Source organism: Comamonas sp. UBA7528 (assembly GCF_002479375.1).
Lineage (GTDB): Bacteria > Pseudomonadota > Gammaproteobacteria > Burkholderiales > Burkholderiaceae_C > Comamonas.
This window is the reverse complement of sequence record NZ_DLMU01000003.1, coordinates 126274-153112: the sequence shown is the minus strand read 5'-3', so window position 1 is coordinate 153112 and position 26839 is coordinate 126274. Positions and strand designations below refer to the sequence as shown.

The following is a 26839-nucleotide window of genomic DNA, read 5'->3' as shown; positions in this document are numbered from 1 at the left end:
GTAGGTTCCTGTTGGTTGTCGGCGCAAAAAAAGGGGCAGATCGGCGGTGTGAGCCTGCATGTTGCGGTTTGGTTCCCGCATTTTTGCAGCACTTTCCTGCGATTGCCCCTTGTGGAGATGGCGGGCCGCCCGCATGCAGACGGCCCGGCTTGCTCAGCGCTTAGGCGTGTTCCGCCTTGTCCTTCTTCTTGGCAGCAGCCGCAGCCATCTTGCCAATGGCCAGCACCAGCAGTGCACCGCCGACGTGGGCGATCCAGTAGATGGGCATGGAGGAGTTGAACACCGCCATCTTGGTCTCGGCGTTGTACTCCAGCAGCTTGGGAGCCCATGTCCACTGGTCAGGCACCACGAACAGCGGGTCGGTCACCAGCATGCCGCCGGCAATCCAGCCCAGCAGCATGCCGCCGGCCACGATGATGGAGGGGTAGCGTTCCATCAGCTTGATGACCAGCTGCGAGCCCCAGACGATGATGGGGATGGAGATCAGCAGGCCCAGCACGATCAGCAGGAACTGGTGCTCGCCCGAGCTTTGGGCGGCGCCGGCAATGGCGATCACGTTGTCCACCGACATCACCAGGTCGGCCACGATGATGGTCTTGATGGCGGCAAACAGCTTGTCGCTGCCTTCAATGTTGTCATGGCCGTCTTCTTCCGGCGCAATCAGCTTCATGCCGATCCACACCAGCAGCAGGGCGCCCACCACCTTCAGGAAAGGCAGCTGCAGCAGCACCATGGCGAAGGCGATCAGGATGATGCGCAACACGATGGCACCGGCCGTGCCGTAGATGATGCCCTTGCGGCGCTGCTCAGGCGGCAGCTTGCGGCAGGCCAGCGCGATCACGACCGCGTTGTCGCCACCCAGCAGGATGTCGATGATGATGATCTGGCCGAGCGCGATCCAGAAGGGGGTATGGGTGAGAAAGTCCAAATCCATGGTGAGAAGTCCTCGTTATCGAAAGACAGCCAGTTCCGAACCGACTGCGCCTTTATACCGGGCACCATGGAGAAAAGGGGCAACAAACTGCCGGCAAGCGGTGCTTGCTGACAGGAAGTGACACTTTGAGCAGACCATGGAAGCCACGGGCCCAAAGGTCTTGTTCGACAGCGGTATGACCGTGCCTGGCAGGCCGGGAGTGCAAGACTCCGTATTGACGACCTGGCATCCGTCTGCGGTCCGCCCTGGGACAGTGCGGTGCAAACGGGGAACTACTCCCCTTTGAATTTCGCTATTGGAACACAGAATGCGGTGTTGCAGCAAAAAGTCGTCATCTGCGCGCAAAACACCACAGCGGCTGCGGATGCCGGGGGCGCACTATCATGCCGCCTGCCTTTTGCTTCCTTGCTGCGTCACTTCCTGCCCATGCACGGCATCCACATCACCGACATCGAAGCCGCCATCAACCACTGGCGGCAGCGGCACCCCAGTCCGGACGGCGTACGCCTGTCGCCCGAGGTGCGGGCGCTGGCCCCGGTGTATGCGCGGCTGATCCATGCCGGCGCCCAGGAAGTGAACCCCGCCAGCCTGTCCTCCGCCGCCATGCAGGCCTGGCTGGGCTGGTACGAGACGCAGCCGGACACACCGTGCATCGCGATCTGCTCCACCAGCCAGGGTGATGCGCAATGCAAGGGCTGCGGGCGCAGCTTTGGCGAGGTGCAGCAGTGGCTGGAGCTGAGCCCGGTGCAAAAACGTGCCGTGTGGCGGCGCATCGTGGCCGAAGGCACGGCGCTGCGCTTCACCCGCTACGCCGAACGCGCAAAGTAAGCACACCCTCACCACCCACATCCACCAGGACATGCAAAAGGGCGCGACCTGCGCGCCCTCCTGGGGTGTTCCGCAGCACCGGGCCGGCAAGGCCGGCGCTGCAGCTGCCCGGGCCCTACCAGCCCAGGCCGATGTGCAGCGGCAGGTACACCGCCATCCCCACCACGATGGTACCCAGGATGCCGCGCTTCCACCAGAAGTAGGCGGTGGCGCAGACCAGGGCCGGCAGGCGCGCATCCACCAGGGTGTGGATCAGTTGGCCGTTGCTCATCACGATCTCCGGCGCCACCACGGCGGCCAGCGCCGCCAGCGGCGCGTAGCGCAGACCGCGCTTGAGCCATTCGGGCATGGGCAGCTCGCGCTCGGGCACCATGAAGAAGGCCCGCGTGACCAGGGTGATCACCGCCAGCCCCAGGCTGGCCACATAGCCCCAGATCCAGTGTTCGCCGCCGCTCATGCACGCTCCTTGCTGGCCGCCGCATTCGCGGCCGGGTTGGCTGCAGCGGCATGCGACCGCGCAGTCGCTGTGTCGCTGCCCTCATCCAGCGGCAGCACCGGATGGTGTTCGCCCTTGGCCGGGTCCGGTGGGCGCACCGCAGGCAGCGGGCGCAGACGGGCGGCGCGGCGCTCGGCCTGCTCCATCAGCAGGCCCACGCTCACGGCGGCGGCAATCGCCGTCAGGATATTGAGCTTGAGCGGCAGCGCAAACGCCGCCACCGCCGCCAGCGAGGCCACGGCACAGGCCACCCAGGTGGCGCGGTCGTTGAGCATGGAGTACAGCACGCCCAGCAGCGCCAGCACGCCGGCAAAGCCCAGGCCCCAGGACAGCGGAATCACATTGGCCAGGTAGATGCCGGCAATGGACGGAATCTGCCAGCCCAGCCAGTTGGACAGGGCGGCCCCCCAGAAGTACGGCACCTGCTCGGGACGCTTCACCGCCTCGGGATAGCGCTTGGTGAAGGCCACAAAGATTACGTCGCCGCTGAAGTAGCCGATCGCCAGCCGGTGGCGCAGCCGCAGGTGCGAGAAGAAGCCCCGCCACATGGTGCTCAGGATCACAAAGCGCAGGTTCACGCAGAACGCGGTGAACCACAGCACCCACAGCGGTGCCCCCACGGCCATCAGCGGCAGCACGGCCAGCTGGGCGCTGCCGGCGTAGATGGTCAGCGTCATGAACACCGCCAGCGGCAGCGACATGCCGCTTTTGACCATGGCCACGCCGGTGACCAGGCCCCAGGCCGCAATGCCGGGCATGGTGCCCAGCATGTCGCGCACCCCTTGCATGAAGGCCGGCTGGCGTGCAATGCCTGTGGCCCGCTGCCACAGGACGTTCACTTCGCTCATGGCTGCTCCGGCAGGTGTGGCAATTGCAGCTGGCTGCCCACGGGCAGCTCGAAACCGCGCAGAAAGTCCGCCGCGGCCAGCTTCTTGCCCCCGGCGCGCTGCAGCTGCGTCAAGCGCAGCGCGCCTTCGCCGCAGGCCACCAGCACGCCCTGGGCGTCGGCGGCCAGCACCTGGCCCGGCTGGGCGCTGCCGTCGAAGTCCTCGGGCACGGCGGCCCACAGCTTGATGGTTTCCTCGCCCAGCTGGGTGCTGCCCCCGGGGAACGGGGAGAAGGCACGCAGGCGGCGGTCCAGCACCGAGGCACTCAAACGCCAGTCCATGGCGCTTTCGGCTTTCTCGATCTTGTGGGCATAGGTCACGCCCTCGGCCGGCTGGGGCGTGCGGTGCAGGCCGCCACAGGCACTCATCTCCAGCGCTTCCACGATCAGGCGGCCGCCGAGCGTGGCCAGCTTGTCGTGCAGGCTGCCGGTGGTGTCGTCCTGGGCAATCGGCAGGCGCTCGAGCACGCACATATCGCCGGTGTCCAGGCCGATGTCCATCTGCATGATGGTCACGCCGGTTTCCGTATCCCCCGCCTCGATGGCACGGTGGATGGGTGCCGCACCGCGCCAGCGCGGCAGCAGGGAGGCGTGGATGTTCAGGCAGCCCCGGGGCGGCAGGTCCAGCACCCACTGGGGCAGGATCAGGCCGTAGGCGGCGACCACCATCACGTCGGCGCACGCGTCCAGCAGGGCCTGGCGCGCAGCGGCCGCGTCCTCGGGGTATTTGCCGTCCAGGCGCAGGCTGCGCGGCTGCTCGACGCGGATGCCGTGCTCCAGCGCGCACTGCTTGACGGGGGAGGCCTGCAGCTTCATGCCGCGGCCGGCGGGTCGGTCGGGCTGGGTCAGCACCAGCGGCACGTCAAAGCCTGCAGCCAGCAGGCGTTCCAGGGCCACGCGCGCGAAATCGGGCGTGCCGGCAAAAATAACTTTCATGGGTTCAACCAGTCTGCGGACCAGCCCCGGTCCGGAAAAAACGATGCACCGCCGCCAGGCCGTGTGCGGGCGACGCCATCAGCGACGGTCGTCGTCGTTGCGCCACTCGTCGGTAAACATGATGCGCTGCGCCACGCGCTGCGGGTCCAGGAACACATGGGCCATGCGGTCTCCGCCATTCTCGCGGAAACGGTAGGTCCAGATGTCGCCTTTGAAATTGGCCACCCCCTCCACCAGCGCAGGCTTGCCGAAGTAGCGGTAGACGCTGTCCTGCGTGTCCACGCCAGGGCGCAGCTGGTGGAAATCGGAAGGGTTGAGCACCTGGCGCACAGACAGCAAGCGCTGTCCGCTATCAAAATCAAAGTGATAGATCTGCTGCCCCATGGGCTGGCGACTGTAGACCCAGCGCTCGCCGCCATCCGGCAGCGGGTTGCGCACCTGGGGCGGCCCCATGTCCTGCAGGATCTGGCTGGCCGGGGTGCCGGGCTTTTGCCATTCGGGCACGGCACAGGCGGTGAGTGCCAGCGCCACCACGGCCATGCCGGCCGCTGCACACACCCAGCGCGCCAGTCGGTGGAGCACTGGGTGGGCGATCATCCGCGTTCTGCCTCGCGCTGCTGCTTGACCATCTTGGTCTTGATGCGGTTGCGCTTCAGGGGGGACAGGTATTCGACGAAGACCTTGCCCATCAGGTGGTCCATCTCGTGCTGGATGCAGATCGCCAGCAGACCGTCGGCTTCGATCTCCCGGCTCTGGCCCTGTTCGTCCAGCGCCTTGATCTTCACGGCGGTGGAGCGCTCCACGCCGTCGTAGATGCCGGGCACCGACAGGCAGCCTTCTTCGCCCAGCTGCTTTTCTTCGCTGGCCCACAGGATCTCCGGGTTGATCAGCACCAGGGGCTGGTCACGGTCCTGCGACACGTCGATCACGATCAGGCGCTCGTGAAAATCCACCTGCGTCGCTGCCAGTCCGATGCCATTGGCGTCGTACATGGTCTCGAACATGTGCGCCACCTGGGTGCGGATGCGGTCATCCACCTGGGCCACAGGCTGCGCCACCTTGTGCAGGCGTGGATCGGGATAGCAGAGGATAGGAAGAAGTGCCATGGCAGATGCAAGAACAGATGTCGCTATTTTCGCCACTTTTGCCGCTGGCCGCCATGCAGCCGACCGATAGGCATTGCCCACTCCGGGGCATGGACTGAAAATTTCCGCACACGGCCCGGTCGTGCGCAGCCCCATCCCTCCGTTCCGCCGTGGCCCCATGGCACGGCCGCCCGCCAACCGTCCTCCCTCACCAAGCCCCCATGCCCCCTCTGACCCTGTCGCAAGACGAACTGGCCGCCTGGCTGCGGCTGGCCCTGACCCCGGGTGTCGGCAACGGCGCGGCCCGGCGCCTGCTGACACGCTTTGGCCACCCCGCGGCCATCTTCACCCAGAGCACGGCCGCGCTGCAGGCCTGCGTCCATGCCAGCCAGGCCGCCCAGTTGCACCAGCACCCCCCCGGCTGGGACACCGCCCTGGACACCGCATGGACCTGGCTGCAGAACGCGGGCGCAGCGGAGGGAGAAGGCTGTGGACGCGCCCTGATCCCGCTGGGCGACCCGCGCTATCCCCCGGCCCTGCTGCAGATTGAAGACCCCCCGTTGATGCTCTACGCCCTGGGTCCCGCTGCCTGGCTAGGGCAGCCCGTGCCGCTGCTGGACAGCAGCTGTGCGCTGGCCATCGTCGGCTCGCGCAATCCCACGGCACAGGGGAGCGAAAACGCCCGCAGCTTTGCCCAGACGCTGGCCCGGCAAGGCTGGTGCGTGGTGTCCGGGCTGGCGCTGGGGGTGGATGGGGCCGCCCACCAGGGCGCACTGGAATCCGCACCGCAGGGGCTACCGAGCGCCGTGCGCCCCTGCACCGTGGCCGTGGTGGGCACCGGCATCGACCGGGTCTACCCACGCAGCCACCAGGCGCTGGCCCATGCCATCGTGCGCCAGGGCTTTATCCTCAGCGAATACCCGCTGGGCACGCCGCCCCTGGCGGCCAACTTTCCCAAGCGCAACCGGCTGATCGCCGGCCTGTCGGCTGGCACGCTGGTGGTGGAAGCGGCCGTGGCCTCGGGCTCGCTGATCACGGCACGGCTGGCGGCCGAGCAAGGCCGTGAGGTGTTTGCCATTCCCGGCTCCATCCACGCCCCGCAGGCCAAGGGCTGTCACACGCTGCTGCGCGAGGGCGCCAAGCTGGTGGAATCGGTACAGGACATCCTGGAAGAGCTGCCCGCCGCCCGGCAGGCGCTGGACCGGCTGACACAGGCTCCCCCCGCCTCAGCATCCCCCGCTGCTGCCCCGGCCTCCACGGCGGTGCCCCCCGGCACCACCGCCACGACCGAACACCCGGTGCTGGCCGCGCTGGGCTTTGACCCCATGGGCCTGGACCAGTTGCAGGGCCGCACCGGCTGGAACACGGCCGCGCTGCAAGGCTGGCTGCTGGAGCAGGAGCTGGACGGCCAGGTGGCCCGCCTGCCCGGCGGACTGTTCCAGCGCCTGGTGCGCAGCTGAGCGGCCCGCTGGCGCCGCGCCGGAGCGCGCAGAACCAGGGTGGGAGGCCACTGCGGCGATGGGCTGCCGATCACGACCACCCCATGAAAAAAGGCACCCGAAGGTGCCTTGGAATCACGTACGCAGCGAGGTGGTCAGACCACCGCGCCCGAATTCGGGTCGTTGGGATCGCCTTCCTTGCGCACCGGCGCCTTCACCAGGTCTTCGCGCTTGACGCCCAGCCACATGGCAATGGCAGCGGCCACGAACACCGAGGAGTAGATGCCGAACAGAATGCCGATGGTCAGCGCCAGCGCAAAGTAATGCAGGCTGGGGCCGCCGAAGAAGAACATGGACAGCACCATGGCTTCGGTCGACGCGTGGGTGATGATGGTGCGGCTCATCGTCGAGGTGATGGCGTGGTCAATCACCTCGTGGGTACTGAGCTTGCGGAATTTGCGGAAGGCTTCGCGGATCCGGTCAAAGATCACCACCGATTCGTTGACCGAGTAGCCCAGCACCGCCAGCACGCCGGCCAGCACCGCCAGCGAGAACTCCCACTGGAAGAAGGCGAAGAAGCCCAGAATGATCACCACATCGTGCAGGTTGGCGATCACCGCCGCCACGCCGAACTTCCACTCGAAGCGGAACGCCAGGTAGATCACGATACCCAGTACCACCATGGCCAGCGCCATCAGGCCGCCGTGCACCAGTTCCTCGCCGACCTGCGGGCCGACGAACTCGGTGCGGCGCAGGGTGACGTCCGGATTTTCGGCCTGCAGCGCACCCAGCACCTGCTCGCTTTGCTGGGCCGAGGTGACGCCCTTTTGTACCGGCAGGCGGATCATCACGTCGCGCGAAGTGCCGAAGTTCTGCACCACCACGTCGCTGTAGCCCAGGCTGGCAACCTTGTCGCGCACCTTGCCAATGTCGGCGGTCTGCTGGTAGGCCACTTCCATGACCGTGCCGCCGGTGAATTCCACCGACAGATGCAGACCCCGGGTGAGCAGGAAGAACACCGCCAGGGCAAAGGTGATGAAGGACACCGCGTTGAGGACCAACGCGTACTTCATGAAGGGAATGTCTTTTCTGATGCGGAAGAACTCCATGGTCTTCCTCCTTAATTGCTGTTGCCGCGGGAGGCCACGGAACGGTGGTCATCGCCCTCGGGCTTCCACACCTGGCCAATGGACACGCTCTTGAGCTTCTTGCGGCGGCCGTACCAGAGGTTGACCAGGCCACGCGAGAAGAACACGGCCGAGAACATGCTGGTGACGATGCCGATGCAGTGCACCACGGCAAAGCCGCGCACCACACCGGTACCGAAGGCCAGCAGGGCCAGACCGGCGATCAGCGTGGTCACGTTCGAATCCAGAATGGTGTGCCAGGCGTTTTCGTAGCCGGCCTGGATCGCTGCCTGCGGCGAGGCGCCGCCGCGCAGTTCTTCACGGATGCGCTCGTTGATCAGCACGTTCGAGTCGATGGCCACACCGATGGCCAGGGCCATGGCGGCAATCCCGGGCAGGGTCAGCGTGGCCTGCAGCATGGACAGAATGGCCAGCAGCAGCAGCACGTTCACGCCCAGGGCGATGGTGGAGATCACACCAAACACCATGTAGTACAGGCACATGAAGACGGCAATCGCCACCATGCCCCACACCACGGAATGGATGCCGCGGTTGATGTTGTCGGCACCCAGGCTGGGGCCGATGGTGTATTCCTCAATGATTTCCATCGGCGCGGCCAGCGAACCGGCGCGCAGCAGCAGCGAGGTGTCGTTGGCTTCCACCGTGGTCATGCGGCCGGAAATCTGCACGCGACCGCCACCGATTTCGGAGCGGATCACGGGAGCGGTCACGACCTCGCCCTTGCCCTTTTCGAACAGGATGATGGCCATGCGCTTGCCGACGTTCTCGCGGGTCACGTCCTTGAAGATGCGCGAACCCTTGGCATCCAGCGTCAGATTGACGGTGGGCTCCTGGGTCTGGCTGTCAAAGCCGGGCTGGGCGTCGGTCAGGTTCTCGCCGGTCAGCACCACCTGCTTCTTGACGATCAGCGACTGGCCGTTGCGGTCGTTGTACTTCTCGGTGCCGAAGGGCACGGGGCCGGAGCCCATTTCGGCAGAGCGCGCTTCGGAGGACTCGTCCACCATGCGCACTTCCAGCGTGGCGGTGCGGCCCAGGATGTCCTTGGCCTTGGCGGTGTCCTGCACGCCGGGCAGTTGCACCACGATGCGGTCCAGGCCTTGCTGCTGGATCACCGGCTCGGCCACGCCCAGCTCGTTGATCCGGTTGTGCAGCGTGGTCATGTTCTGCTTGAGCGCCTGTTCCTGCACCTTGCGCAGGGCTTCGGGCTTGATGGTGGCGCGCAGCACAAAGCCGTCGCTGCCATCGGGCACATCGCTGGCCTGCAGATCGGGGAACTGGTCGGCAATCAGGTTGCGGGCCGCCGTCAGCGTCGCCTGGTCGCGCACGCGCACTTCGACGGTCTGGCCGTCACGCGAGATGCCGCCATGGCGGATGTTCTTGTCGCGCAGCATGGTGCGCAGGTCGCCGGCCAGGGACTCGGCCTTCTTGGTCAGCGCGGCCTGCATGTCCACCTGCAGCATGAAGTGCACGCCACCACGCAGGTCCAGACCCAGGTACATGGGCTTGGCGCCCAGGGCGGTGAGCCAGTCGGGCGAACGCGACACCAGGTTCAGTGCCACGATGTAGGCGGGGTCGGTCGCATCGGTGATCAGCGCACGCTGGATCACGTCCTTGGCCTTGAGCTGGTCGTCCGGCGTATCAAACCGGGCACGGACCGACGTGCCCTCCAGGGCCAGGTGATCGGTCGGCAGGCTGGCGGCCTGCAAGGCGGTCTGCACTTTTTGCAGCACCGCATCGTCCACCTTGACGGTGGACTTGGCCGACGACACCTGCACCGCAGGCGCCTCGCCAAAGAAATTCGGCAGGGTGTAGACCACCCCCACCAGTAGCGCGATCACAATGATCGCGTACTTCCAGACCGGGTATCGGTTCATGCTCGCGCTCTTCTCTCACACAGGGCGTGAGAGGGCAGGGCGCGCCATCGGCCGTCCGGCCCGCTCACAAAAAGGGCTTACTTGGAGGCGACGGTGCCCTTGGGCAGCACCTGGACCACGGCGCTGCGCTGCACTTGCACAACGACACCATTGGCGATTTCGATGAACAGGAACTGTTCGTTCAGGTCATTCACCTTGCCCAGCAGACCACCGCCGGTGGCCACTTCGTCGCCCTTGGCCAGGGCTTCCACCATGCTGCGGTGTTCCTTCTGACGCTTCATCTGGGGGCGGATCATCACGAAATACAGCACCACAAACATCAGCACCAGCGGCAGCATGCCGGTGAGCGACGACATCATGTCGCCACCGCCGGCGGCGGCGGGAGCGGACTGGGCGAAAGCGGAAGAAATAAACACGGAGGAGCTCCAGTTTGGAATGTTCTAGATAAAACGTGCCTGCAACCGCAAAAAGTCCCAGGCGAACGGGACATTGTATGCGGCCCTCTCTGGCGGCGCAGGGGCTATTCCAAGCTGGCGGCGGGTTTTTGCCTCCACCGGCGCCGGCAGCGGTACGCAGGCAGGGCGGCCAGAAAAAATGGGCGCAACCGCCCGATGCCGTGGCGCCAGCAGCCCCCCACCCCATCGCCCCCTGCAAGCCCTGGCCCGCAGGCCCTCACAGCCCCAGGCCGTACACAGTGCCCTGCCGGCCCGCGGCAGGGCACTTCCTCAGGCGATCAAGCCTGGCGCCACTGCTGCATCAGCTGCGCCCACTTGGGCCGGGCGGCCTGCAGGTGGCGCTCCTTCACATGGCCGTAGCCCCGGATGTCTTCCGGAATGCGGGCGATCTGCACGGCCAGCGGCAGCTTTTCGGCCGTCAGGCCGGCCAGCAGCTCGTCCACACTGGCCCGGTACTCGGCAATCAGCGCGCGCTCGGTCCTGCGCTCCTCGGTCTTGCCGAACGGATCCAGCGCCGTGCCACGCAGGCCCTTGAGCTTGGCCAGCACGCCGAACGCACTGCGGATCCAGGGCTGGTAGGACTGCTTGACCAGATGGCCCTGTGCGTCCTTGGCGGCCGACAGCGGCGGTGCCAGGTGGTGCACCAGCTTGTAGTCGCCTTCGAACATGTCCGCGATCCGGGCGGTAAAGGCCGGATCGGTGTGCAGGCGGGCCACCTCGTACTCGTCCTTGTAGGCCATCAGCTTGAACAGATAGCGCGCCACGGCCTCGCTCAGCGCCGTGCTCTTGCCCAGCGCGCTTTCGGCCGCATGCACCCGGTCCACCAGCGCCTGGTACTCGGCCGCATAGGCGGCGTTCTGGTACCCGCTGAGGAATTCCACCCGCTTGGCCACCAGTTCCTGCAGCGAAGGCTTCTTGACGATGCGGATCACCTGCGCCGCCTGGTACAGCGCCTGCACTTCGGCCAGGTTGTGGGCGCAGCGGCGGCCCCATTCGAAGGCGGCCTTGTTGTTGTCCACCTGCACGCCGTTGAGCTCCATGGCGCGCATCAGCGCGGCGTGGGCCAGTGGCACGCGCCCCTTCTGCCAGGCGAAGCCCAGCATCAGCGGGTTGGTGTAGATGCTGTCACCCAGCAGCTGCACGGCCGCCTGTTCGGCGTCGAAGCTGCCGACCAGCCCGGCGCCCACCGCCCCGGCAATCGCGGCTTCGCAGCTGCCGCCGGGGAACTGCCAGTCCGGGTTGTGCACAAACGCCGCCGTGGGCGTGCCGTGGCTGTTGAGCGCGACAAACGTGCGCCCGCTTTGCATCACCGCCAGCGAGGCCTTGTTGGCCGCCACGATGGGGTCGCAACCGATCACCAGATCGGCCTTGGCCATGTCCACCTTGGTGGTGTAGATGGCATCGGGGCGGTTGGCAATCTGGATGTGGCTCCAGGTGGCGCCGCCCTTCTGGGCCAGACCGCCGGCATCCTGCGTGACCACGCCCTTGCCTTCCAGGTGGGCCGCCATCCCCAGCAGCGAGCCGATGGTGATCACGCCGGTACCACCCACGCCGCCCACCACGATGCCCCAGGCCGTCTCGGCCACGGGCAGCACCGGTTCGGGAATGGGGGGCAGTGCCGACAGATCGCCCTTCTTCTCCTTCTTGGGCTTTTTCAGCGTGCCGCCTTCGACGGTGACAAAGCTGGGGCAGAAGCCTTTGACGCAGGAGTAGTCCTTGTTGCAGGTGTTCTGGTTGATACGGCGCTTGCGGCCGAAATCGGTCTCCACCGGCTCCACCGACAGGCAGTTGGACTGCACCGAGCAATCGCCGCATCCTTCACACACCAGCTCGTTGATGACCACGGTCTTGTCCGGCGTGGCCAAGGTGCCGCGCTTACGGCGGCGGCGCTTTTCGGTGGCGCAGGTCTGGTCGTAGATGATGGCCGTGCAGCCGGGGATCTCGCGGAACTCGCGCTGGATGCGGTCCAGCTCGTCGCGGTGGAACACCTCGATGCCCGGCGGCAGGTCGTTCAGCAGCTCCAGGTGCTTGGCGCGCGCCGGGTTGGCGTCCACATGGTGGGTGCGGCCATGGTATTTGCCGGGGTCGTCCGTCACCACCACCAGCTTGACCACACCTTCGGCACGCAGGCTGTGGGCAATCTGCGCCACGGAATGGCCTTCGGGCCGCTCGCCCACGGTCTGGCCGCCGGTCATGGCGACCGCATCGTTGTAGAGCAGCTTGTAGGTGATATTGGCGCCCGAGGCGATGCTCTGGCGGATGGCCAGCAGACCGCTGTGGAAGTAGGTGCCGTCGCCCAGGTTGGCAAAGACATGCTTGTCCGTGGTGAACGGCGCCTGCCCCACCCAGGTCACGCCCTCGCCGCCCATCTGCGTGAAGGTGCTGGTGTTGCGGTCCGGCATCCAGGTGGTCATGTAGTGGCAGCCGATACCGGCCACCGCGCGCGAGCCTTCGGGCACGCGGGTGCTGGTGTTGTGTGGGCAGCCGCTGCAAAACCAGGGCGTGCGATCGGCGGTGCCGGCCGGAATCTCGGCCAGTGACCGTTCGCGGGCCGCAATCACCGCCAGGCGCTGCTCCATGCGTGCCTCGATGTCGGCGGGGACGCCCAGCTTCTTCAAGCGCTTGGCAATCGCCTGGGCGATGATGGCGGGCGTCAGGTCGGCCTTGGGGCGCAGCAGCCAGTTCTGGCTGGGGTTGGGCATGCTCCATTCGCCGCCGGAGTTGTCGCCTTCCTGCTCGTCGAACTTGCCCAGCACGTTCGGGCGCACATCGTTGCGCCAGTTGTACAGCTCTTCCTTGAGCTGGTATTCGATGACCTGGCGCTTTTCCTCGACCACCAGGATTTCCTGCAGGCCCTGGGCGAAATCGCGGGTGATCGACGCTTCCAGTGGCCAGACCACATTCACCTTGTGCACGCGGATGCCCAGCTGGCGGCAGACCGCGTCGTCCAGGCCCAGGTCCACCAGGGCCTGGCGCATGTCGTTGTAGGCCTTGCCGCTGGCAATCAGGCCAAAGCGGTCGTTCTGGCCCTGCACCACGTTGTAGTTCAGCTTGTTGGCCCGCACATAGGCCAGCGCGGCGTACCACTTGTAGTCCATCAGGCGCGCTTCCTGCTCCAGCGGCGCATCGGGCCAGCGGATATGCAGCCCGCCCGGCGGCATGGCGAAGTCTTCGGGCAGCACGATGTTCACGCGGTCCGGATCGACCGAGATGCTGGCCGAGGACTCCACCACTTCCTGGATGGTCTTCAGCCCGGACCACAGGCCCGAAAACCGGCTCATCGCGAAGGCGTGCAGCCCCATGTCCAGGATGTCCTGCACGTTGCTGGGAAAGAACACCGGCGTGCCGCAGGCCTTGAAAATATGGTCGCTCTGGTGGGCGGCGGTGGAGGACTTGCTGATGTGGTCATCGCCCGCAATCGCAATCACGCCGCCGTGTTTGGCGGTGCCCGCCATGTTGGCGTGCTTGAACACATCGGAGCAGCGGTCCACACCCGGGCCCTTGCCGTACCAGATACCGAACACGCCGTCGAACTTCTTGGAGTCAGGGTACAGGTCCAGCTGCTGCGTACCCCAGACGGCCGTGGCGGCCAGTTCCTCGTTCACGCCCGGCTGAAAGACGATGTGATTGGCCTGCAAATGCTTTTTGGCGGCCCACAGCGACTGGTCGTAGGTGCCCAGCGGGGAGCCCCGGTAGCCGCTGATGAAACCGGCCGTGTTCAGGCCGGCCTGGGCATCGCGCTGGCGCTGCAGCATGGGCAGGCGCACCAGCGCCTGCACCCCGCTCATGAAGGCACGTCCATGCTGCAGGTCGTACTTGTCATCCAGCGTGACGGTTTCCAGTGCGCGGCGCACGCTTTCGGGCAAGGGGGCGTTCATAGGCCACCTCCATGCACTGCAGCGGCAGTTCCTGCGCCCTGGGCCGGAAGGCGGGACTCGGCTGGGGCGCGCACGCTGGCGCACCCGGCTTCGGAATAGGCTTTCATCGCTTGTCTCCATGGGCGGCGCAGTGGTCCCGTCTGGAGCGAATCCCGCAGACATGGCCCCGCACCTTTTGTATGTAATTTCGATGATGCGGGTCAAGTGTAGGTTCCACCGCCCGGAAGGTGATTGCTTTCTTTGCCGACTTCCTGCAGTCTTGCGCAAGGATTTTTCTCAGATCTGCCAAAAAGTGAACAATCTCGACAAATTCGACCTGGGCATACTCGCCGCCCTGCAGGCCGACGGCCGCCTGACCAATGCCGAGCTGGCCCAGCGCGTGGGGCTGTCGGCCGCGCCCTGCTGGCGGCGCGTGCGGGCACTGGAAGAGGCGGGCTTCATCCGCGGCTACCACGCCGAGATCGACCGCCACAAGATCGGCCTGGGGGTGCTGGCCTTTGTGCGCATCGATGCCGAAATCAGCACCGGCGTGCGCACCCGCGAGATGGAGGAAGCCATCCGCGCCATTCCCGAAGTCGTGTCCTGCCACTACATCAGCGGCAAAGGCATGTTCGAGCTGCAGGTGGTGGCCAAGGACCTGGAGAGCTTTTCGCACTTCACCCGCACCGTGCTGCTGAACCTGCCAAATGTGAAAGACATGCACACCAGCTTTTCGCTGGGCGAGGTGAAGTCCAGCAGCGCCTGGCCGCTGGGCCATCTGCAGCCCAAGGCGCCTGCCAGGGGCTAGCCGCAGCCCGCGGACAACGCTGCACTGCAGCACGCCCCGGCCGCGCGGCAAGACCGCCAACTGACTGTCACCAAGGCGTCCGACCGCCTGCACGGCGCGCGGCTTCCAAGCACAATGGCCCGGCCATGTCCGAAGCCTCTCCTCCCCCCTCTTCCGATTCTTCTGGCGCGCACGGCCCTGCTGCGCCTGTTCCCCCTGCACCGGCGCCCGCAGGCCAGGTGCTGGAAGACCCGGCCAGCCCGCACAGCCGCTCGCCCCAGGCCAGCAAGCCGGTGTCCACCTGGGCACCGCTGGTGGCTTCCCCCAGCTTCCGCATGCTCTGGGGGGTCACGCTGGCGGCCAATATCTGCATGTGGATGAACGATGTGGCCGCAGCCTGGATGATGACCTCGCTGACCACCTCGCCGGTGCTGGTCGCCCTGGTGCAGACCGCCTCCACCTTGCCGGTCTTTCTGCTGGGCCTGCCCAGCGGGGCGCTCGCCGACATCCTGGACCGCCGCCGCTATGTGATTGCCACGCAGTTCCTGGTGGCCACGGTGGCGGTGCTGCTGTGCATCACCGTGGCCATGGGCTGGATGACGGCACCGCTGCTGCTGGCCCTCACCTTTGCCAACGGCATTGGCACGGCCATGCGCTGGCCGGTGTTTTCCGCCCTGTTGCCGGAGATGGTCAGCAAGGCCCACCTGCCATCGGCCATGGCGCTCAACGGCGTGGCCATGAATGCCTCGCGCATCGTCGGCCCGCTGGTGGCGGGCGCCATCATCGCCAGCCTGGGCAGCGCCTGGGTGTTTGTGCTGAATGCCGTGCTGTCCATCCTCTCGGGCATCGTGCTGGTGCGCTGGAAGCGCCACCAGCCGGAAAATCCGCTGGGCCGCGAGCGCCTGCACAGCGCGATGCGCGTGGGCCTGCAGTTCGTCAAGGAATCGCCGCGCATGCGTGCCGTGATTGCACGCACCGTGGCATTTTTCTTCATGTCCACCGCCATCATGGCGCTGCTTCCGCTGACGGCCCAGCGCTTCGAAGGGCACTTTGTCGGTGGCGCCGGCACCTTCACCATCCTGCTGGCCTCCATGGGCGCGGGCGCCATCATCAGCGCCATGTTTCTGCCGCGCCTGCGGCAGGCGCTGGGCGAAAAGTTGATCGTGGTGGGCACCTGCGTGATGGCGGCGGCCATGGTGGGCGTGGCTCTGGTGCCGCACCTGCTGCTGGCCATTGCCTGCATGATGGTGGCAGGCATGGCGCTGATCTCCACCGCCAACAGCCTGGGCGTGAAGGCCCAGATGGCCCTGCCCAACTGGGTGCGCGCACGCGGCATGGCCGCCTACCAGATGTCCATCATGGGCGGCACGGCCATTGGTGCGGCGCTGTGGGGCAAGGTCGCATCGCTGACCAGCGTGCCCACCAGCCTGATGGCGGCCGCCATCACCGGTGTGCTGGTGATGCTGCTGGTGCAGCGCCTGGTGACCGAGCGCCAAGCGCTGGAAGACCTGAGCCCCTCCAAGGCCTGGATCCCGCCCACGCACGATCGCCCCGAAGGGGGCCGCGTGGTGGTGCAGATCGAATACCGCATCAACCCGGCCAAGGCCAAGCGCTTTCGCACACTGATGCAGGAAAGCCGCCGCAGCCGGCTGCGCCAGGGCGCGGTGGGCTGGAGCCTGCTGCACAGCATGGAGCAGCCCGAGCGCTATGTGGAGCAGATCGTGGACGAATCCTGGACCGAGCACCTGCGCCGCTTTGAACGCGTGACGGCCGCCGATGTGGCGCTGCGCGAACGCAAGCTGGCCTTCCATGTGCACGACACCCCGCCGACGGTGCGCCGTTACTTCGAGACGGATTGACCCGGCTGCCCGGCCGCGCCGGGTGGCCGATGCCCACAAAAAAAGGATGCCCTGGACATCCTTTTTTATTGCAGCGCAGCATGCTGCCCGAAATATCTGCACTGGCCGGGGCCTGCCGCATCTGCGGCCCGGAAAGACCTGCGACAGCGCCAGCGTCCATCGCGCGCGCAGCTCCGGCGGCTCCGGCGGCTCCGGCGCCCTCCACAGACCATGGCGCCGCTCCTGCAGCGGAGATCAGCCTCCGCGCACCGGCACGCCCTTGGGCCACAGCACCCAGAGGCGCAGGTTCTGCTTGATGCGGCCGGCCAGTTCGCCCGCTTCATGCCCCCAGCCCATGAAGTAGTCGGCGCGCACCGCGCCCACAATCGCGCTGCCCGTGTCCTGCGCCAGCACCAGGCGGCTCAGGCTGACCTGCGGGCCGGTGGAATGCAGCCACACCGGCGTGCCATAGGGAATGCTGCCGCGGTCCACGGCAATGCTGCGCCCGGGTGTCAACGCCACGCCCTGCGCGCCCTTGGGGCCGAAGTTGATGTCCACCCCTTCCAGGGCTTCCTCGCGGAAGAAGACGTAGCGCGGATTGCTCCACATCAGCTCCTGCGTGCGGCCGGGGTTCTGCGCGATCCAGGCCTTGATGCCCGGCCAGGTGGCATCGCGCACCAGGCCCTGGTCCAGCAGCCATCTGCCGATGCTCTTGTACGGCTGGTCGTTGGTGCCGGCGTAGGCCACGCGCACCTGGCGCACACGGCCGTCTGGCTCGGTGATCTGCAGGCGTCCCGAACCCTGGATGTGCAGCACCATGGCCTCGACCGGATCGTTCATCCAGGCAATGACCTTGCCCTGCAGTGCGGCCTGGGCGGCGGGCAGGGTTTCGATCTGCTGGCGGGTGTACCAGGGGCCACCCTTGGCGGTGCGGCCGGCCGGCAGGGCGTACAGCGGAATGTTGAATTCGGCCGTGGGTTGGCGGCTGGCGATGATCTGCGGCTCGTAATAGCTGGTCAGCATGCCGTCCACGCGGCCGTCATGGCCCTCCACCCGGTAAGGCTGCAGGCGGGAGCGCAGCCACAGCTGCTGCTCGGCCTCGCTGGACAGACTCATGCGCCGCACCTCGCCGCACAGGGGCGAAAACGCCGGACTGGGGCGCTCGCAGCTCTTGAGCATGGCGTTCCAGGCTTCGTGCAGGGCGTCCTGCTGCACGCCGGGCAGCTCGGCCCAGCGCACCGGCACCCAGCGGCTCTTGGGCTGCAGGGCCGTGGGCGGCAGCGGCTCGGCGTCGCTGCCATCGCCCAGGGCGATCGAAGGCTCGGAAGGCAATGGGCCGGAACCCGTAGGCTTGGGGGGGCTGGAGCAGGCCACCAGGCTTCCTACAATGACAGCCAACGATGCTCGCAGCAGGAGAGAGAGATTCATGACCCTGATTTTGCTTGAAGCGCTACTGGCTTTGTTGGTATTGGTGTTGATTGTCTGGTGGACCATGTTCTCCGGTCGCCCCAAGGGCGAACGGCCGCCGCCGGACGAGCCACCGCAGCACTAGCCTCCGGCGCGGCGACCGCGGCGTGGCACCGGGTGTTCCGCACAGGCATGGCGCACCGCTGCGGCGCGGCATGCCGCTGGCCGCCGGACCGGCCCGCCTGGCCGTGCGGGCGTCCGAGGTGGCTGCGCACACTATGAAAAATCTTCATTGCCCGCAGTGCCAGCGCACACTCCCTTACCAACGGCCTACACTGCCTCTGGTGTCCTACGTGAACCGGCCCGAGACACTGATAGCCTCGAGGCATCACGTCACCACAATTTCAGGTCCGCGACGTGGCGATTGCCGCGCCGCCTACTCCACGCAACCTGACTAGGAGTGTTTTTATGCGTAACAAGATCATCCTTGCAGCCGCCACGGCCGCCGTCCTCACCATCACCGGCTGCGCCAATACCGGTATGAGCGACACCACCCGCCGCACCGCCACCGGTGCCGGCGTGGGCGCCCTGGCCGGCGCCGCCATCAGCGCGGCCACCGGCGGCAAGGCCGGTGTGGGTGCGGTTGCAGGCGCCGCCGTGGGCGGCCTGGGCACCTACATCTGGTCGCAGCACATGGAAAAGCAAAAGCGCGAGATGGAAGCCGCCACCCAGGGCACCGGCGTGGCCGTGACCCAGACGGCAGACAACCAGCTGAAGCTGGACATCCCCAGCGACATCTCGTTTGCCACCGGCAAGTCCGACATCCAGAGCAACTTCGCCCCCATCCTGGACCGCTTTGCCGAAGGCCTGCGCAACAACCCCAACACCGATGTGCGCATCGTGGGCCACACCGACAGCACCGGCACCGACGCCATCAACAATCCGCTGTCGCTGCACCGCGCCGAATCCACCCGCAACTACCTCACCGCCCGCGGCGTGAATGGCAACCGCATCCGTGTGGAAGGCCGTGGCTCCATGCAGCCCGTGGCCACCAACGACACGGCCGAAGGCCGTGGCCGCAACCGCCGCGTGGAAATCTTCGTGGGCGAACGTTCGGCCCAATAAAGCCGTCGACGCCAGACCACAAAAAGGCCGCAGTCGCGGCCTTTTTGCATGGGGAAACACCTGGGTCGTGGCGGCCATGCGTCCCACCACCCTGGCGGGGCTCAGGCCGCCGGCAACTGGCCGTGGGCGCGCAGCAGATTGGCCAGCTCCACCGCCGACTTGACCTGCATCTTGTCGAACACACGGGCGCGGTGCACCTCCACCGTGCGCACGCTGATGTCCAGCTGGTCGGCAATCAGCTTGTTGGGCACACCTTCCACCACCAGGCCCATCACGGCGCGCTCGCGCTCGGTCAGCTCGGACAGGCGGGTGCGCACTGTTTCCTGCTGGGCCGCCGCCTCCAGCCACTGGGCCGACACGGCCAGCGCCTGCTCGATGCGGTCCACCAGACCGTTGTCGGAAAACGGTTTTTCGCAGAAATCAAAGGCTCCGCGCTTGACGGTGTCCACCGCCGTGGGCACATCGGCGTGGCCGGTCAGAAAGATCACCGGCATGCGGCCGATCTGGTCCTGGGCCTTGAGGTCGTCGAACAGCGTCAGACCGCTTTTGCCGCCCATGCGGACGTCCAGCAGCAGGCAGCAGGGCGTGCGCGAAGGACTGTGCGTGGCCAGCATGGCTTCAAATGCTTCGGCACTGTCATAGGATTCGCTCAGCAGCCGCCGCGAGCGCAGCAGCCAGGCAAGAGCCTCGCGCACATCGGCGTCATCGTCGACGATGTAGACGGTAGCGTTGGGGACTGGTTCCATGGTGTCTGTCAGGGGGAGAGTGGCTTCACTGCGGTACCGCAACGGGCAGCGTGAAAGTGAATACCGTACCACGCGGCTGGTGCTGGCGGTGCTGCAATTGTCCGCCATGCTGCTCCACCACCGTGCGGCACAGGCTCAAACCCAGGCCCATTCCCTCTGGACGGGTGGTGAAAAAAGCGCCAAACAGCTGGTCGGCCACTTCGTCCGGAATGCCCATACCCCAGTCGCTGACGGAGAACACCAGCCGGTCTGCTGGCTGTCCTGCTTCCGGGGCCTGCACCCGCACTTCCAGCCGGCGCTCCACGATCTGCGCCGTCTCCATGGCCTGCATGCCGTTGCGCGTCAGGTTCAGCAGCACCTGCTCCACCATGGTCACATCGCACCACACCGGCGGCAGGCCCGGGGCCACATAGGTCTCCACGTCCACGCCCAGCTTGCGCGCCTGCATGCGCACCAGCGGCAGCACCGCATCCAGCAGCTCCTGGGGGAACACGGCTTCGCGCGACTGGTCGCGGCGGCGCACGAAGTCGCGCACGCTCTTGATCACCCGGCCGGCGCGGTCGGCCTGGAAGCCGATCTTGCGCATCACGGCCACCAGTTCCTGCAGCTGCTCCCGCGCCTGCTCGCCGGTCAGCTGCGCCACCGGTGTGTTGCCCGCGCCTTCCAGCAGGTGCAGCGAACCCGAGGCGTAGCTGGCAATGGCCATCAGCGGCTGGGTCAGCTCGTGGCTCAGCAGCGAGGCCATCTCGCCCACCGTGGCCAGACGGGCCGTGGCCTGCAGACGCTCCTGCGAGGCGCGGGAGATTTCCTCGATGCGGCGCTGCTCGCTGATGTCGATGAAAGCGCTCATCCAGCCCGTGTGCTGGCCCTGGGCATTGATCAGTGGCGCCTCGAAGATCAGCACCGGAAAACGCGTGCCGTCCTTGCGCATGAACACCGATTCATGGCCTTCGCGCGCCGTGGGAATGGCGCCGGACAGCCTGCGCCCCTGGCGCTGGCGGTATTCCTGCGCCAGCTCCGGCGGCCAATACGGGGCGATGTCCAGCCCCAGCAGTTCTTCGGAGCTGAAGCCCACCATGGCGCAGAACGCCGGGTTCACATAGCTGATGCGGCCTTGCAGGTCCCGCGCACGCAGGCCGGTGATCAGCGAATCCTCCATGGCCTTGCGGAAGGCCAGCGCATCGCCCAGGTCGCGTTCGGCACGCAGGCGCCGCCGGTTGTCGCGCACCAGCACCACCAGCACGCTCACCAGCGCAATCGACATGGCCGTCACCAACGCGGTCAGCACGTTCGGGAACACGCTGGGTGCCCGGTGCCAGCTGTCCATGCGCAGCACCAGCGTGTGGCCCGGCAGGTCCAGCAGCTGCTGGGCCGAGAACACGCGCGTGCCACGCCAGGCCGCCCCCACCAGGGCCAGGCGCGTGCCATCGGGCTCGGTGAACGAGACCTCCTGGTTGCGTGTCAGGTTCTTGCTGACCTGGCTGCTCAGGATGTTGGGCAGCGAATAGGTGGCCACCACATAGCCCACGAAATGCCCCTGGTGCTGCAGCGGCTGGCAGGCCTCCATCAGCTCCATGCCCAGGCCTTCGCCCAGCAGCTGGAAGTAGCTGGGCGAATAGGTCGCCGCATTGGTGCGCCGGGCGTTGGAACAGGCCGCCACGGCGTGGGTTTCGCTTTCCTCGCGGAAGTTGTCGCTCCAGTATTCGCCACGGTACGGGGTCTCGGCGTGGGCCACCAGCCGCATGGCGGCATTGCGCCATTCCACGCGCACGATCTCGCGGCGCACCTGCAGCAGCTCGGCCGCACGCACGCGCCAGTCTTCCAGCGCCACGTCCCCGGCATTCAGGGCCTGCAGATCCTGCATGTTGCGGGCCAGCGCGGAGCGGATTTCGGACACCGCGCCCACGGTGTCGCGCTCCAGCTTGTCCTGGACCTGGCTGGCCTCGTAGCGGCCGGCCAGCCACACCATGGTGACCAGCATGCTGACCACCAGCACCACCAGCAGGGTCCACAACGACCAGCGCCGCCAGGCACTGTGCCAACGGCGCCAAGGCCAGGTTTGCAGGGAATTCACAGGACGCGATGCTCCAAAGCAGGCAGTTGCTGCCGCACCTGCCGTAGATAGGTGCGGTCCATCTGGCCCAGCACCACGCCAGCACCTTCGGTGGCCTGTTGGGCCTGCACCTGCCCCCAGGGGTCGACCAGCATGCTGTGCCCCCAGGTGTGGCGCCCATTGTCGTGGATGCCGCCCTGGGCTGGCGCCAGCACATAGCACTGGTTTTCCACCGCCCGGGCGCGCAGCAGCAGCTCCCAGTGCGCCCGGCCCGTGGTGTGCGTGAAGGCACTGGGCACCAGCAACAGGTCCGCGCCCGCAGCGGCATGCGCGCGGTACAGCTCGGGAAAGCGCAGGTCATAGCACACGCTCAGACCCAGGATCCAGGTCTGGCCGCTGCGGTCGGTCAGGGTCGCCGTCACCGGCCGCTCACCGGGCTCCACCACCCGGGATTCGTCGTACTGCTCCTGTCCCGTGGCAAAGCGGAACAGATGCACCTTGTCGTAGCGCGCCACACACTCCCCTTGCGGATCGAAGAGCAGACTGGTGTTGCGCACATGGCCCGGGGCCTGGGCCACCAGCGGCAGCGTGCCTGCTGCCAGCCACACCCCGGCTTCCCGCGCCCAGTCCGCCAGTGCGGACTGGATGGGACCATCACCCCATCGCTCGGCATAGGCCAGCTTGTCGGTATCGCTGCTGCCCATGGCGCAGAAATATTCGGGCAGGGCCACCAGCTCCGCCCCCTGGTCCGCAGCCTGCAGCAGCAGGTTCCGGGCGGTGCGCAGATTCTCTTCCACCACCGGGGTGGACACCATTTGCAGGGCGGCGATCTTCATGGCTGGGGCTCCTTGGTTGACGGCGCGGCGGCGGATGGCGTGGCGGCCGGTGCGGTGCGCCGGGGCACGGCGCGCACCTCGGGCTCGGACCAGCTGCCAGTGATGTCGAATTCCCGTGTCGCCACCGCCACCAGCGGGCCACGCAGCACGGCCTGGGCCAGGAAACTGCCCAGACCGATCACCGGGTTGATGGCCGTGGCCACCAGCGAGGCCGTCATGGCATTGATTTCCGGCACCACCACCACGCGCAGCTGCTGGGTCTCGTCGGCCAGATTGGCCTGGCCTTCCATCAGCACGGCCGCGTTCACGCCCTTCATCTGTAGGTTGTTGGTGCGGGCCACGCCCTGGGCCACGTTCACATCGCCACGGACGAAGTCAAAGGCAAAACCGCTGCTGAACACATCGCGGAAGTCCAGCCCGATGCGCCGGGGCAGGGATTGCAGACTGAGCACGCTCAGCAGCTTGGCCAGCCCGGGCTCGGCCTTCAGGAACTGACCCTGGCCCACATCCAGGTGCAGCTTGCCGGCCATGCTGTGCCAGTCCGGCGCAATCGGTGCGCCGCGCCAGCCCAGCTCGCCTTCCAGGCTGCCTTTGCCACCGCGCACCACGCCGGGCATGGCAAAGCGCTCCAGCAGCGCGCCCGAATCCTTGAGGGCCAGCGTAAAGCGCAGCTGGGTGCGGCGGCGCAGGGCATCCGGGCCGCCCCAGGTGCCCTGTGCGGTGAGCGTGGCCTCCGGCAGGCTCACATCGAAGCGGTCCAGCACCCACTGCGGCTGGCCATCGCGGCGCTGGTTCTGGGCCTGCACCGCCAGGCTGCCCAGTGCCCGGCCGGCCAGGGCGAATTCCTTGACCGAGATGTCCAGCGCCGGCATCTGCTGGGGCTGGGACTGCAGCAGGCTGTCGGCCTGGTCGGCCGCCCCTTCAGGCAGCAGCAGATGGGACAGGCGGGCAAACACCAGACCCTGGGGGTGGGTCTTGCCCGGCGGGTGGTATTCCACATAGCCGCCCAGCTGCCGCGCCTGGATGTTGCCGCGCCACACGGCATCGGACTGGGTCAGCCCGGCCACCACGTCGTACAGCACGCGGCCATGCAGGTGCAACTGGTCCACGCGCAGCCCCAGGCGCTGGGGCAGATAGGGCCGCACGTCCTGCGGCACCGGGGCCGCGGCAGGTGCCACACGCCCGGCTTCCGCCACTGGGGTGGCCAGCGCCCGCCAGGCGTCGATGTCCAGGGTGTCCAGCTGGGCCTGCGCCTGCACGCCCGGCCCCCCGTTCCAGCCTGCGGGCCAGGCCCCGGCGGGCCCGATATCGCGGCCCAGCTGGATCCAGCCTCCGGTCACCCGGGCCTGCGGGCCCGTCTGGTCGTAGACATAGGTCAGCGATGCGCGGTCCTGCACATGGATCTGCAGCATGTCCTGCAACGGGGACTTGCTGTCGGCCGCCGCTGCCGGTGTCAGCCGCTGCGCCACCTGCAGCGGGGCCGCCACCTCAGCCGCCTTGCCCAGCGGGGCCGGCAGGTTCAGCGCCATGCCCTGCAGGCTGCTGCGCACCACGATCTGCGGCAGATCCCGCTGCAGGCCCACCTGCACCTCGTACTCTGTGGCACCCGTGGCATGCCGGGCCAGATCCGCCACCGGCGCCAGGAAGAAGTCGCTGCGCAGCCCTTCGGCCGTGGCCCGGCCGCGGGCGCGGATGTCCAGCGCCGGCGCACCCTTGCCCACCTGCAGCCCGCCGGCCAGGGAGACGCTGCCGCCCAGCGACTGGGCCTGCACGCCCTGCAGGGTGAAGCCCTTCTCGCTGAAATGCACCATGCCCCGGGCCTCCTGCAGCTCGGGCACATCGGGACGCAGGCGCAGCCGGTTGCCCTGCAGGCCCACCGTGCCGGTCACCCGGGAACGCTCCAGCTGCTCGATCGGCAGGTGCAGCGCCAGTTTCAGCGTGGCGGGGCCGGCCGCCGCGGCACGGTCCAGCGCATGCTCGGTGATCCCGGCCAGCGGAGAGCGCGCCACCACATCCAGCCAGGCCGGCAGCGCCGCCTTGCCATGGCCGGAGACGTCCAGCACCGGGGTGGACAGGTCCGGAATCGCGGCCTGGATGGCTTCGAGCGGCACCTTGCTGTGTTCGCCAAACCAGCCCTGGGCATTGCGCACCTGCATGCCCGCCCGGTCGAACACCAGCTCCCCGGCCAGCTGGGTGATCAGCGGCCAGGGGGCCTCGCCCTCCGCCCGCAGGCGCGGCGGCACATAGTCGTAGACCACGTCCCGCACCGGTGCGACGATGTGGAACACCCCTTTGCTGCCCCGGGTGTCGAAGGGAAACTGTTCCAGCGGCCCCGCCACCTTGAAACGCACATTGCTGGCGCTGCCGCTGCGCACGCTGTCGCGCACGTAGTGGCGCGCATCCTGCGGCACTTCCAGCGGCAGATAACGATGTACGCGTGCGCCATTGGCGCGGCTGAGCACGCCTTCCAGCTCCAGATCGCCCGGCAGACGCCGGGCCGCATCGGCCCCCATCTGCCAGCGCAGCTGCAGCTGGCCCTGGGCATCGGCATTGGCGAACTGGGCCTGCGGCACCTGCACCGACCAGCGCCCGTGGGCATCCTGGCTCCAGCGCAGGCTGGCCTGCAGCCGGTCCACCGGGATGCGGGGCTCTTCAAAAATGCCAGGGAATTCCAGCGCCCCCTGGCGCATCTCCACATCGGCCGTGCCCCCTTGCTGGTCGAAGGTGAAACGCAGGTTGGCGTTGTGCAGACCCGGTGTGTGGCTGTCGGCCTGCAGGTCGCGCAGCGTCACCCCTTGCAGCTGGCCCTGGGCCCGGTAACGCAGCGGGTGGCCGGCCATGGCCGGCTGCCAGCGCAGCTGCAGTTTTTCCGCCCGGCCTTGCAGCTCCCAGCGCGCCAGCTGCGCCTGGGCATCCGCCGGCAGGGGCAACCGCTGGGCCACGGCCCGGGCCAGCGCCAGATCCAGGAAGCTGGCTTCCAGCGCATGGGGCGTGTCACTGCCGGCCTGGGGCCAGCGCAGCGTCACATCGCTGGCGGGCCAGTGGGCACCGTCGGCCAGGGTGAAGGTCCAGCCCGTCCCCCGGGCCTGCCAGCCCCCATCCAGGGCCTGCAGGTCCAGCCGGCCGGCCACCTGTTGCAGATCCAGCGCGGGCTGTCCGTTGCGCCAGTCCACCCGCGCCTGGGGCAGCCGCAGGTCGGCCGTGACACCGGCCAGCGTGCCTTTGCGCACATCGGCCCAGGCACGGAAGTCGCCCCGTGCCTGCACCTGGTCCACCCCCCATTCGGCCGGCCAGGGCAGGTGCGGCACCTGCTGCAAGGTCCCCTGGGCAAACCACTGCCCCTGCCAGCGTTCCCAGGGACGGCCGGTGATGGCCAGTACAGGCTCCTTGAAGTTGCCCATCACCTGCAGTGCACCGCCACCCTGGGCCTGGGGAAGCCGGGCGTCCATGCGCAGCGCATGCTGCCAGTGCCCGTTGCGCAGTACCAGGTTCACCCCTTCCAGCTGCTGCTCGGGGGTGTCCCGCAGGGCATCGTTCCAGCGCAGCACGCCATTGCGGATGGCGATTTCGGGCTGGTCCAGCACCCACTCCAGGGGGCTGCTGTCGGGTGTGGCGTCGTCCTGCTGCAACAGGCCCGCCACTTCCCAGCGCCCATCGGCCCTGCGCCGCACATCCAGCTGCGGGGATTCCACGACGATCTGCTCGACTCCCCTGCGCCAGAGGGAGCGGGCCGAGATGGCCACCACCACCTGCGGCAGCTGCAGCGCAGGCCGGCCCTGGGCGTCCTGCAGCTCCACATCCTTCAGCTCCAGGCTGGGCACCAGACCATCGGAATAGGCCGTCACGGCACCGATGCGCACCGGTACCCCCAAGGCCTGAGCGGCCAGCTGTTCCAGCTTGCCGCGGTAGTCCCCGATTCGCGGCACAATGAATCCATGGAGCACCCCGGCCGTGGCCGCGAGCAGCAACCAGAAGGCCAGCAGCCCTGCCAGCGCCCACCGCGCCACCACTGCTGCCCTGTGGAGCAGGCGGGAGGGGTGCGGTTTCGGATCGATCATTGGCAAGGTGAAGAGTGGCCAAATTATGACCCGCTGCTCCCGGCACAGGGA

At 67.4% G+C, this 26839-nt stretch carries 21 protein-coding genes; 6 read left to right on the top strand and 15 right to left on the bottom strand.

What is annotated here, in order from left to right; all coding sequences use genetic code 11:
* Positions 1 to 160 precede the first annotated feature (160 nt).
* Entirely contained in the window at positions 161 to 934 is a 774-nt protein-coding gene (locus tag B3349_RS03680; protein ID WP_291586488.1) for a TerC family protein, read from the bottom strand.
* 426 nt (positions 935 to 1360) lie between these two features.
* Between B3349_RS03680 and B3349_RS03675 the strand changes: the two genes are divergently transcribed.
* Positions 1361 to 1762, top strand: coding sequence for a DUF3717 domain-containing protein (locus B3349_RS03675; RefSeq protein WP_218333467.1), 402 nt, complete (start codon positions 1361 to 1363; stop codon positions 1760 to 1762).
* 115 nt (positions 1763 to 1877) lie between these two features.
* On the opposite strand, the gene B3349_RS03670 is transcribed toward B3349_RS03675, so the two are convergent.
* From B3349_RS03670 to def, 5 genes are all read right to left on the bottom strand, one after another.
* A complete protein-coding gene (locus B3349_RS03670) occupies positions 1878 to 2219 on the bottom strand; it encodes a branched-chain amino acid transport AzlD family protein (protein WP_066538108.1) in 342 nt (113 codons plus the stop codon).
* On the bottom strand, positions 2216 to 3106 hold the full coding sequence (locus tag B3349_RS03665; RefSeq protein WP_291586487.1) for an AzlC family ABC transporter permease: 891 nt from the start codon (positions 3104 to 3106) through the stop codon (positions 2216 to 2218). Before B3349_RS03665 ends, B3349_RS03670 begins: the two co-directional genes overlap by 4 nt.
* Positions 3103 to 4080, bottom strand: coding sequence for a methionyl-tRNA formyltransferase (gene fmt, locus B3349_RS03660; protein ID WP_291586486.1), 978 nt, complete (start codon positions 4078 to 4080; stop codon positions 3103 to 3105). Before fmt ends, B3349_RS03665 begins: the two co-directional genes overlap by 4 nt.
* A 78-nt stretch (positions 4081 to 4158) precedes the next feature.
* The gene (gene bamE / locus B3349_RS03655) at positions 4159 to 4677 is read right to left on the bottom strand and encodes an outer membrane protein assembly factor BamE domain-containing protein (RefSeq protein ID WP_291586485.1); all 519 of its coding nucleotides are present in this window, start codon (positions 4675 to 4677) and stop codon (positions 4159 to 4161) included.
* Positions 4674 to 5186, bottom strand: a complete 513-nt coding sequence (def, locus tag B3349_RS03650) for a peptide deformylase (RefSeq protein ID WP_291586484.1) — start codon at positions 5184 to 5186, stop codon at positions 4674 to 4676. Before def ends, bamE begins: the two co-directional genes overlap by 4 nt.
* A 215-nt stretch (positions 5187 to 5401) precedes the next feature.
* Here def and dprA point away from each other — a divergent pair, with 215 nt between their 5' ends.
* The gene (dprA, locus tag B3349_RS03645) at positions 5402 to 6625 is read left to right on the top strand and encodes a DNA-processing protein DprA (RefSeq protein ID WP_291586637.1); all 1224 of its coding nucleotides are present in this window, start codon (positions 5402 to 5404) and stop codon (positions 6623 to 6625) included.
* 134 nt (positions 6626 to 6759) lie between these two features.
* On the opposite strand, the gene secF is transcribed toward dprA, so the two are convergent.
* The 4 genes from secF to B3349_RS03625 form a co-directional block, all read right to left on the bottom strand.
* Positions 6760 to 7713, bottom strand: coding sequence for a protein translocase subunit SecF (secF, locus tag B3349_RS03640; protein ID WP_291586482.1), 954 nt, complete (start codon positions 7711 to 7713; stop codon positions 6760 to 6762).
* Positions 7714 to 7724: 11 nt separating this feature from the next.
* Positions 7725 to 9626 (bottom strand): protein translocase subunit SecD, encoded by a 1902-nt coding sequence (gene secD / locus B3349_RS03635; protein WP_291586480.1) that lies wholly within the window; start codon positions 9624 to 9626, stop codon positions 7725 to 7727.
* A gap of 77 nt (positions 9627 to 9703) precedes the next feature.
* A complete protein-coding gene (yajC, locus tag B3349_RS03630) occupies positions 9704 to 10042 on the bottom strand; it encodes a preprotein translocase subunit YajC (protein WP_291586478.1) in 339 nt (112 codons plus the stop codon).
* Between the two features lie 317 nt (positions 10043 to 10359).
* Entirely contained in the window at positions 10360 to 13959 is a 3600-nt protein-coding gene (locus B3349_RS03625; RefSeq protein ID WP_291586476.1) for an indolepyruvate ferredoxin oxidoreductase family protein, read from the bottom strand.
* 292 nt (positions 13960 to 14251) lie between these two features.
* Between B3349_RS03625 and B3349_RS03620 the strand changes: the two genes are divergently transcribed.
* A complete protein-coding gene (locus tag B3349_RS03620) occupies positions 14252 to 14746 on the top strand; it encodes an Lrp/AsnC family transcriptional regulator (RefSeq protein ID WP_066538402.1) in 495 nt (164 codons plus the stop codon).
* Positions 14747 to 14871: 125 nt separating this feature from the next.
* A complete protein-coding gene (locus B3349_RS03615; RefSeq protein ID WP_291586475.1) occupies positions 14872 to 16584 on the top strand; it encodes an MFS transporter in 1713 nt (570 codons plus the stop codon).
* A 234-nt stretch (positions 16585 to 16818) separates the two neighbouring features.
* On the opposite strand, the gene mltA is transcribed toward B3349_RS03615, so the two are convergent.
* A complete protein-coding gene (gene mltA / locus B3349_RS03610) occupies positions 16819 to 17991 on the bottom strand; it encodes a murein transglycosylase A (RefSeq protein WP_066538135.1) in 1173 nt (390 codons plus the stop codon).
* Here mltA and B3349_RS03605 point away from each other — a divergent pair.
* Both B3349_RS03605 and B3349_RS03600 read left to right on the top strand, forming a co-directional pair.
* On the top strand, positions 17990 to 18115 hold the full coding sequence (locus tag B3349_RS03605; protein WP_255503409.1) for a hypothetical protein: 126 nt from the start codon (positions 17990 to 17992) through the stop codon (positions 18113 to 18115). The two genes, mltA and B3349_RS03605, sit on opposite strands and share 2 nt — an antisense overlap.
* Positions 18116 to 18438: 323 nt before the next feature.
* The gene (locus B3349_RS03600; protein WP_066538137.1) at positions 18439 to 19095 is read left to right on the top strand and encodes a YiaD family glycine zipper/OmpA-like lipoprotein; all 657 of its coding nucleotides are present in this window, start codon (positions 18439 to 18441) and stop codon (positions 19093 to 19095) included.
* 101 nt (positions 19096 to 19196) lie between these two features.
* On the opposite strand, the gene B3349_RS03595 is transcribed toward B3349_RS03600, so the two are convergent.
* From B3349_RS03595 to B3349_RS03580, 4 genes are all read right to left on the bottom strand, one after another.
* Entirely contained in the window at positions 19197 to 19841 is a 645-nt protein-coding gene (locus B3349_RS03595) for a response regulator transcription factor (protein WP_283340233.1), read from the bottom strand.
* Positions 19842 to 19866: 25 nt separating this feature from the next.
* Complete coding sequence (locus B3349_RS03590; RefSeq protein ID WP_291586636.1) at positions 19867 to 21822, bottom strand: two-component system sensor histidine kinase NtrB; 1956 nt, start codon at positions 21820 to 21822, stop codon at positions 19867 to 19869.
* Positions 21823 to 21911: 89 nt separating this feature from the next.
* Entirely contained in the window at positions 21912 to 22730 is an 819-nt protein-coding gene (locus B3349_RS03585; protein WP_291586469.1) for a carbon-nitrogen hydrolase family protein, read from the bottom strand.
* The gene (locus B3349_RS03580) at positions 22727 to 26788 is read right to left on the bottom strand and encodes a YhdP family protein (protein ID WP_291586468.1); all 4062 of its coding nucleotides are present in this window, start codon (positions 26786 to 26788) and stop codon (positions 22727 to 22729) included. The genes B3349_RS03585 and B3349_RS03580 overlap by 4 nt, the downstream gene beginning before the upstream one ends.
* Between the last annotated feature and the right edge of the window lie 51 nt (positions 26789 to 26839).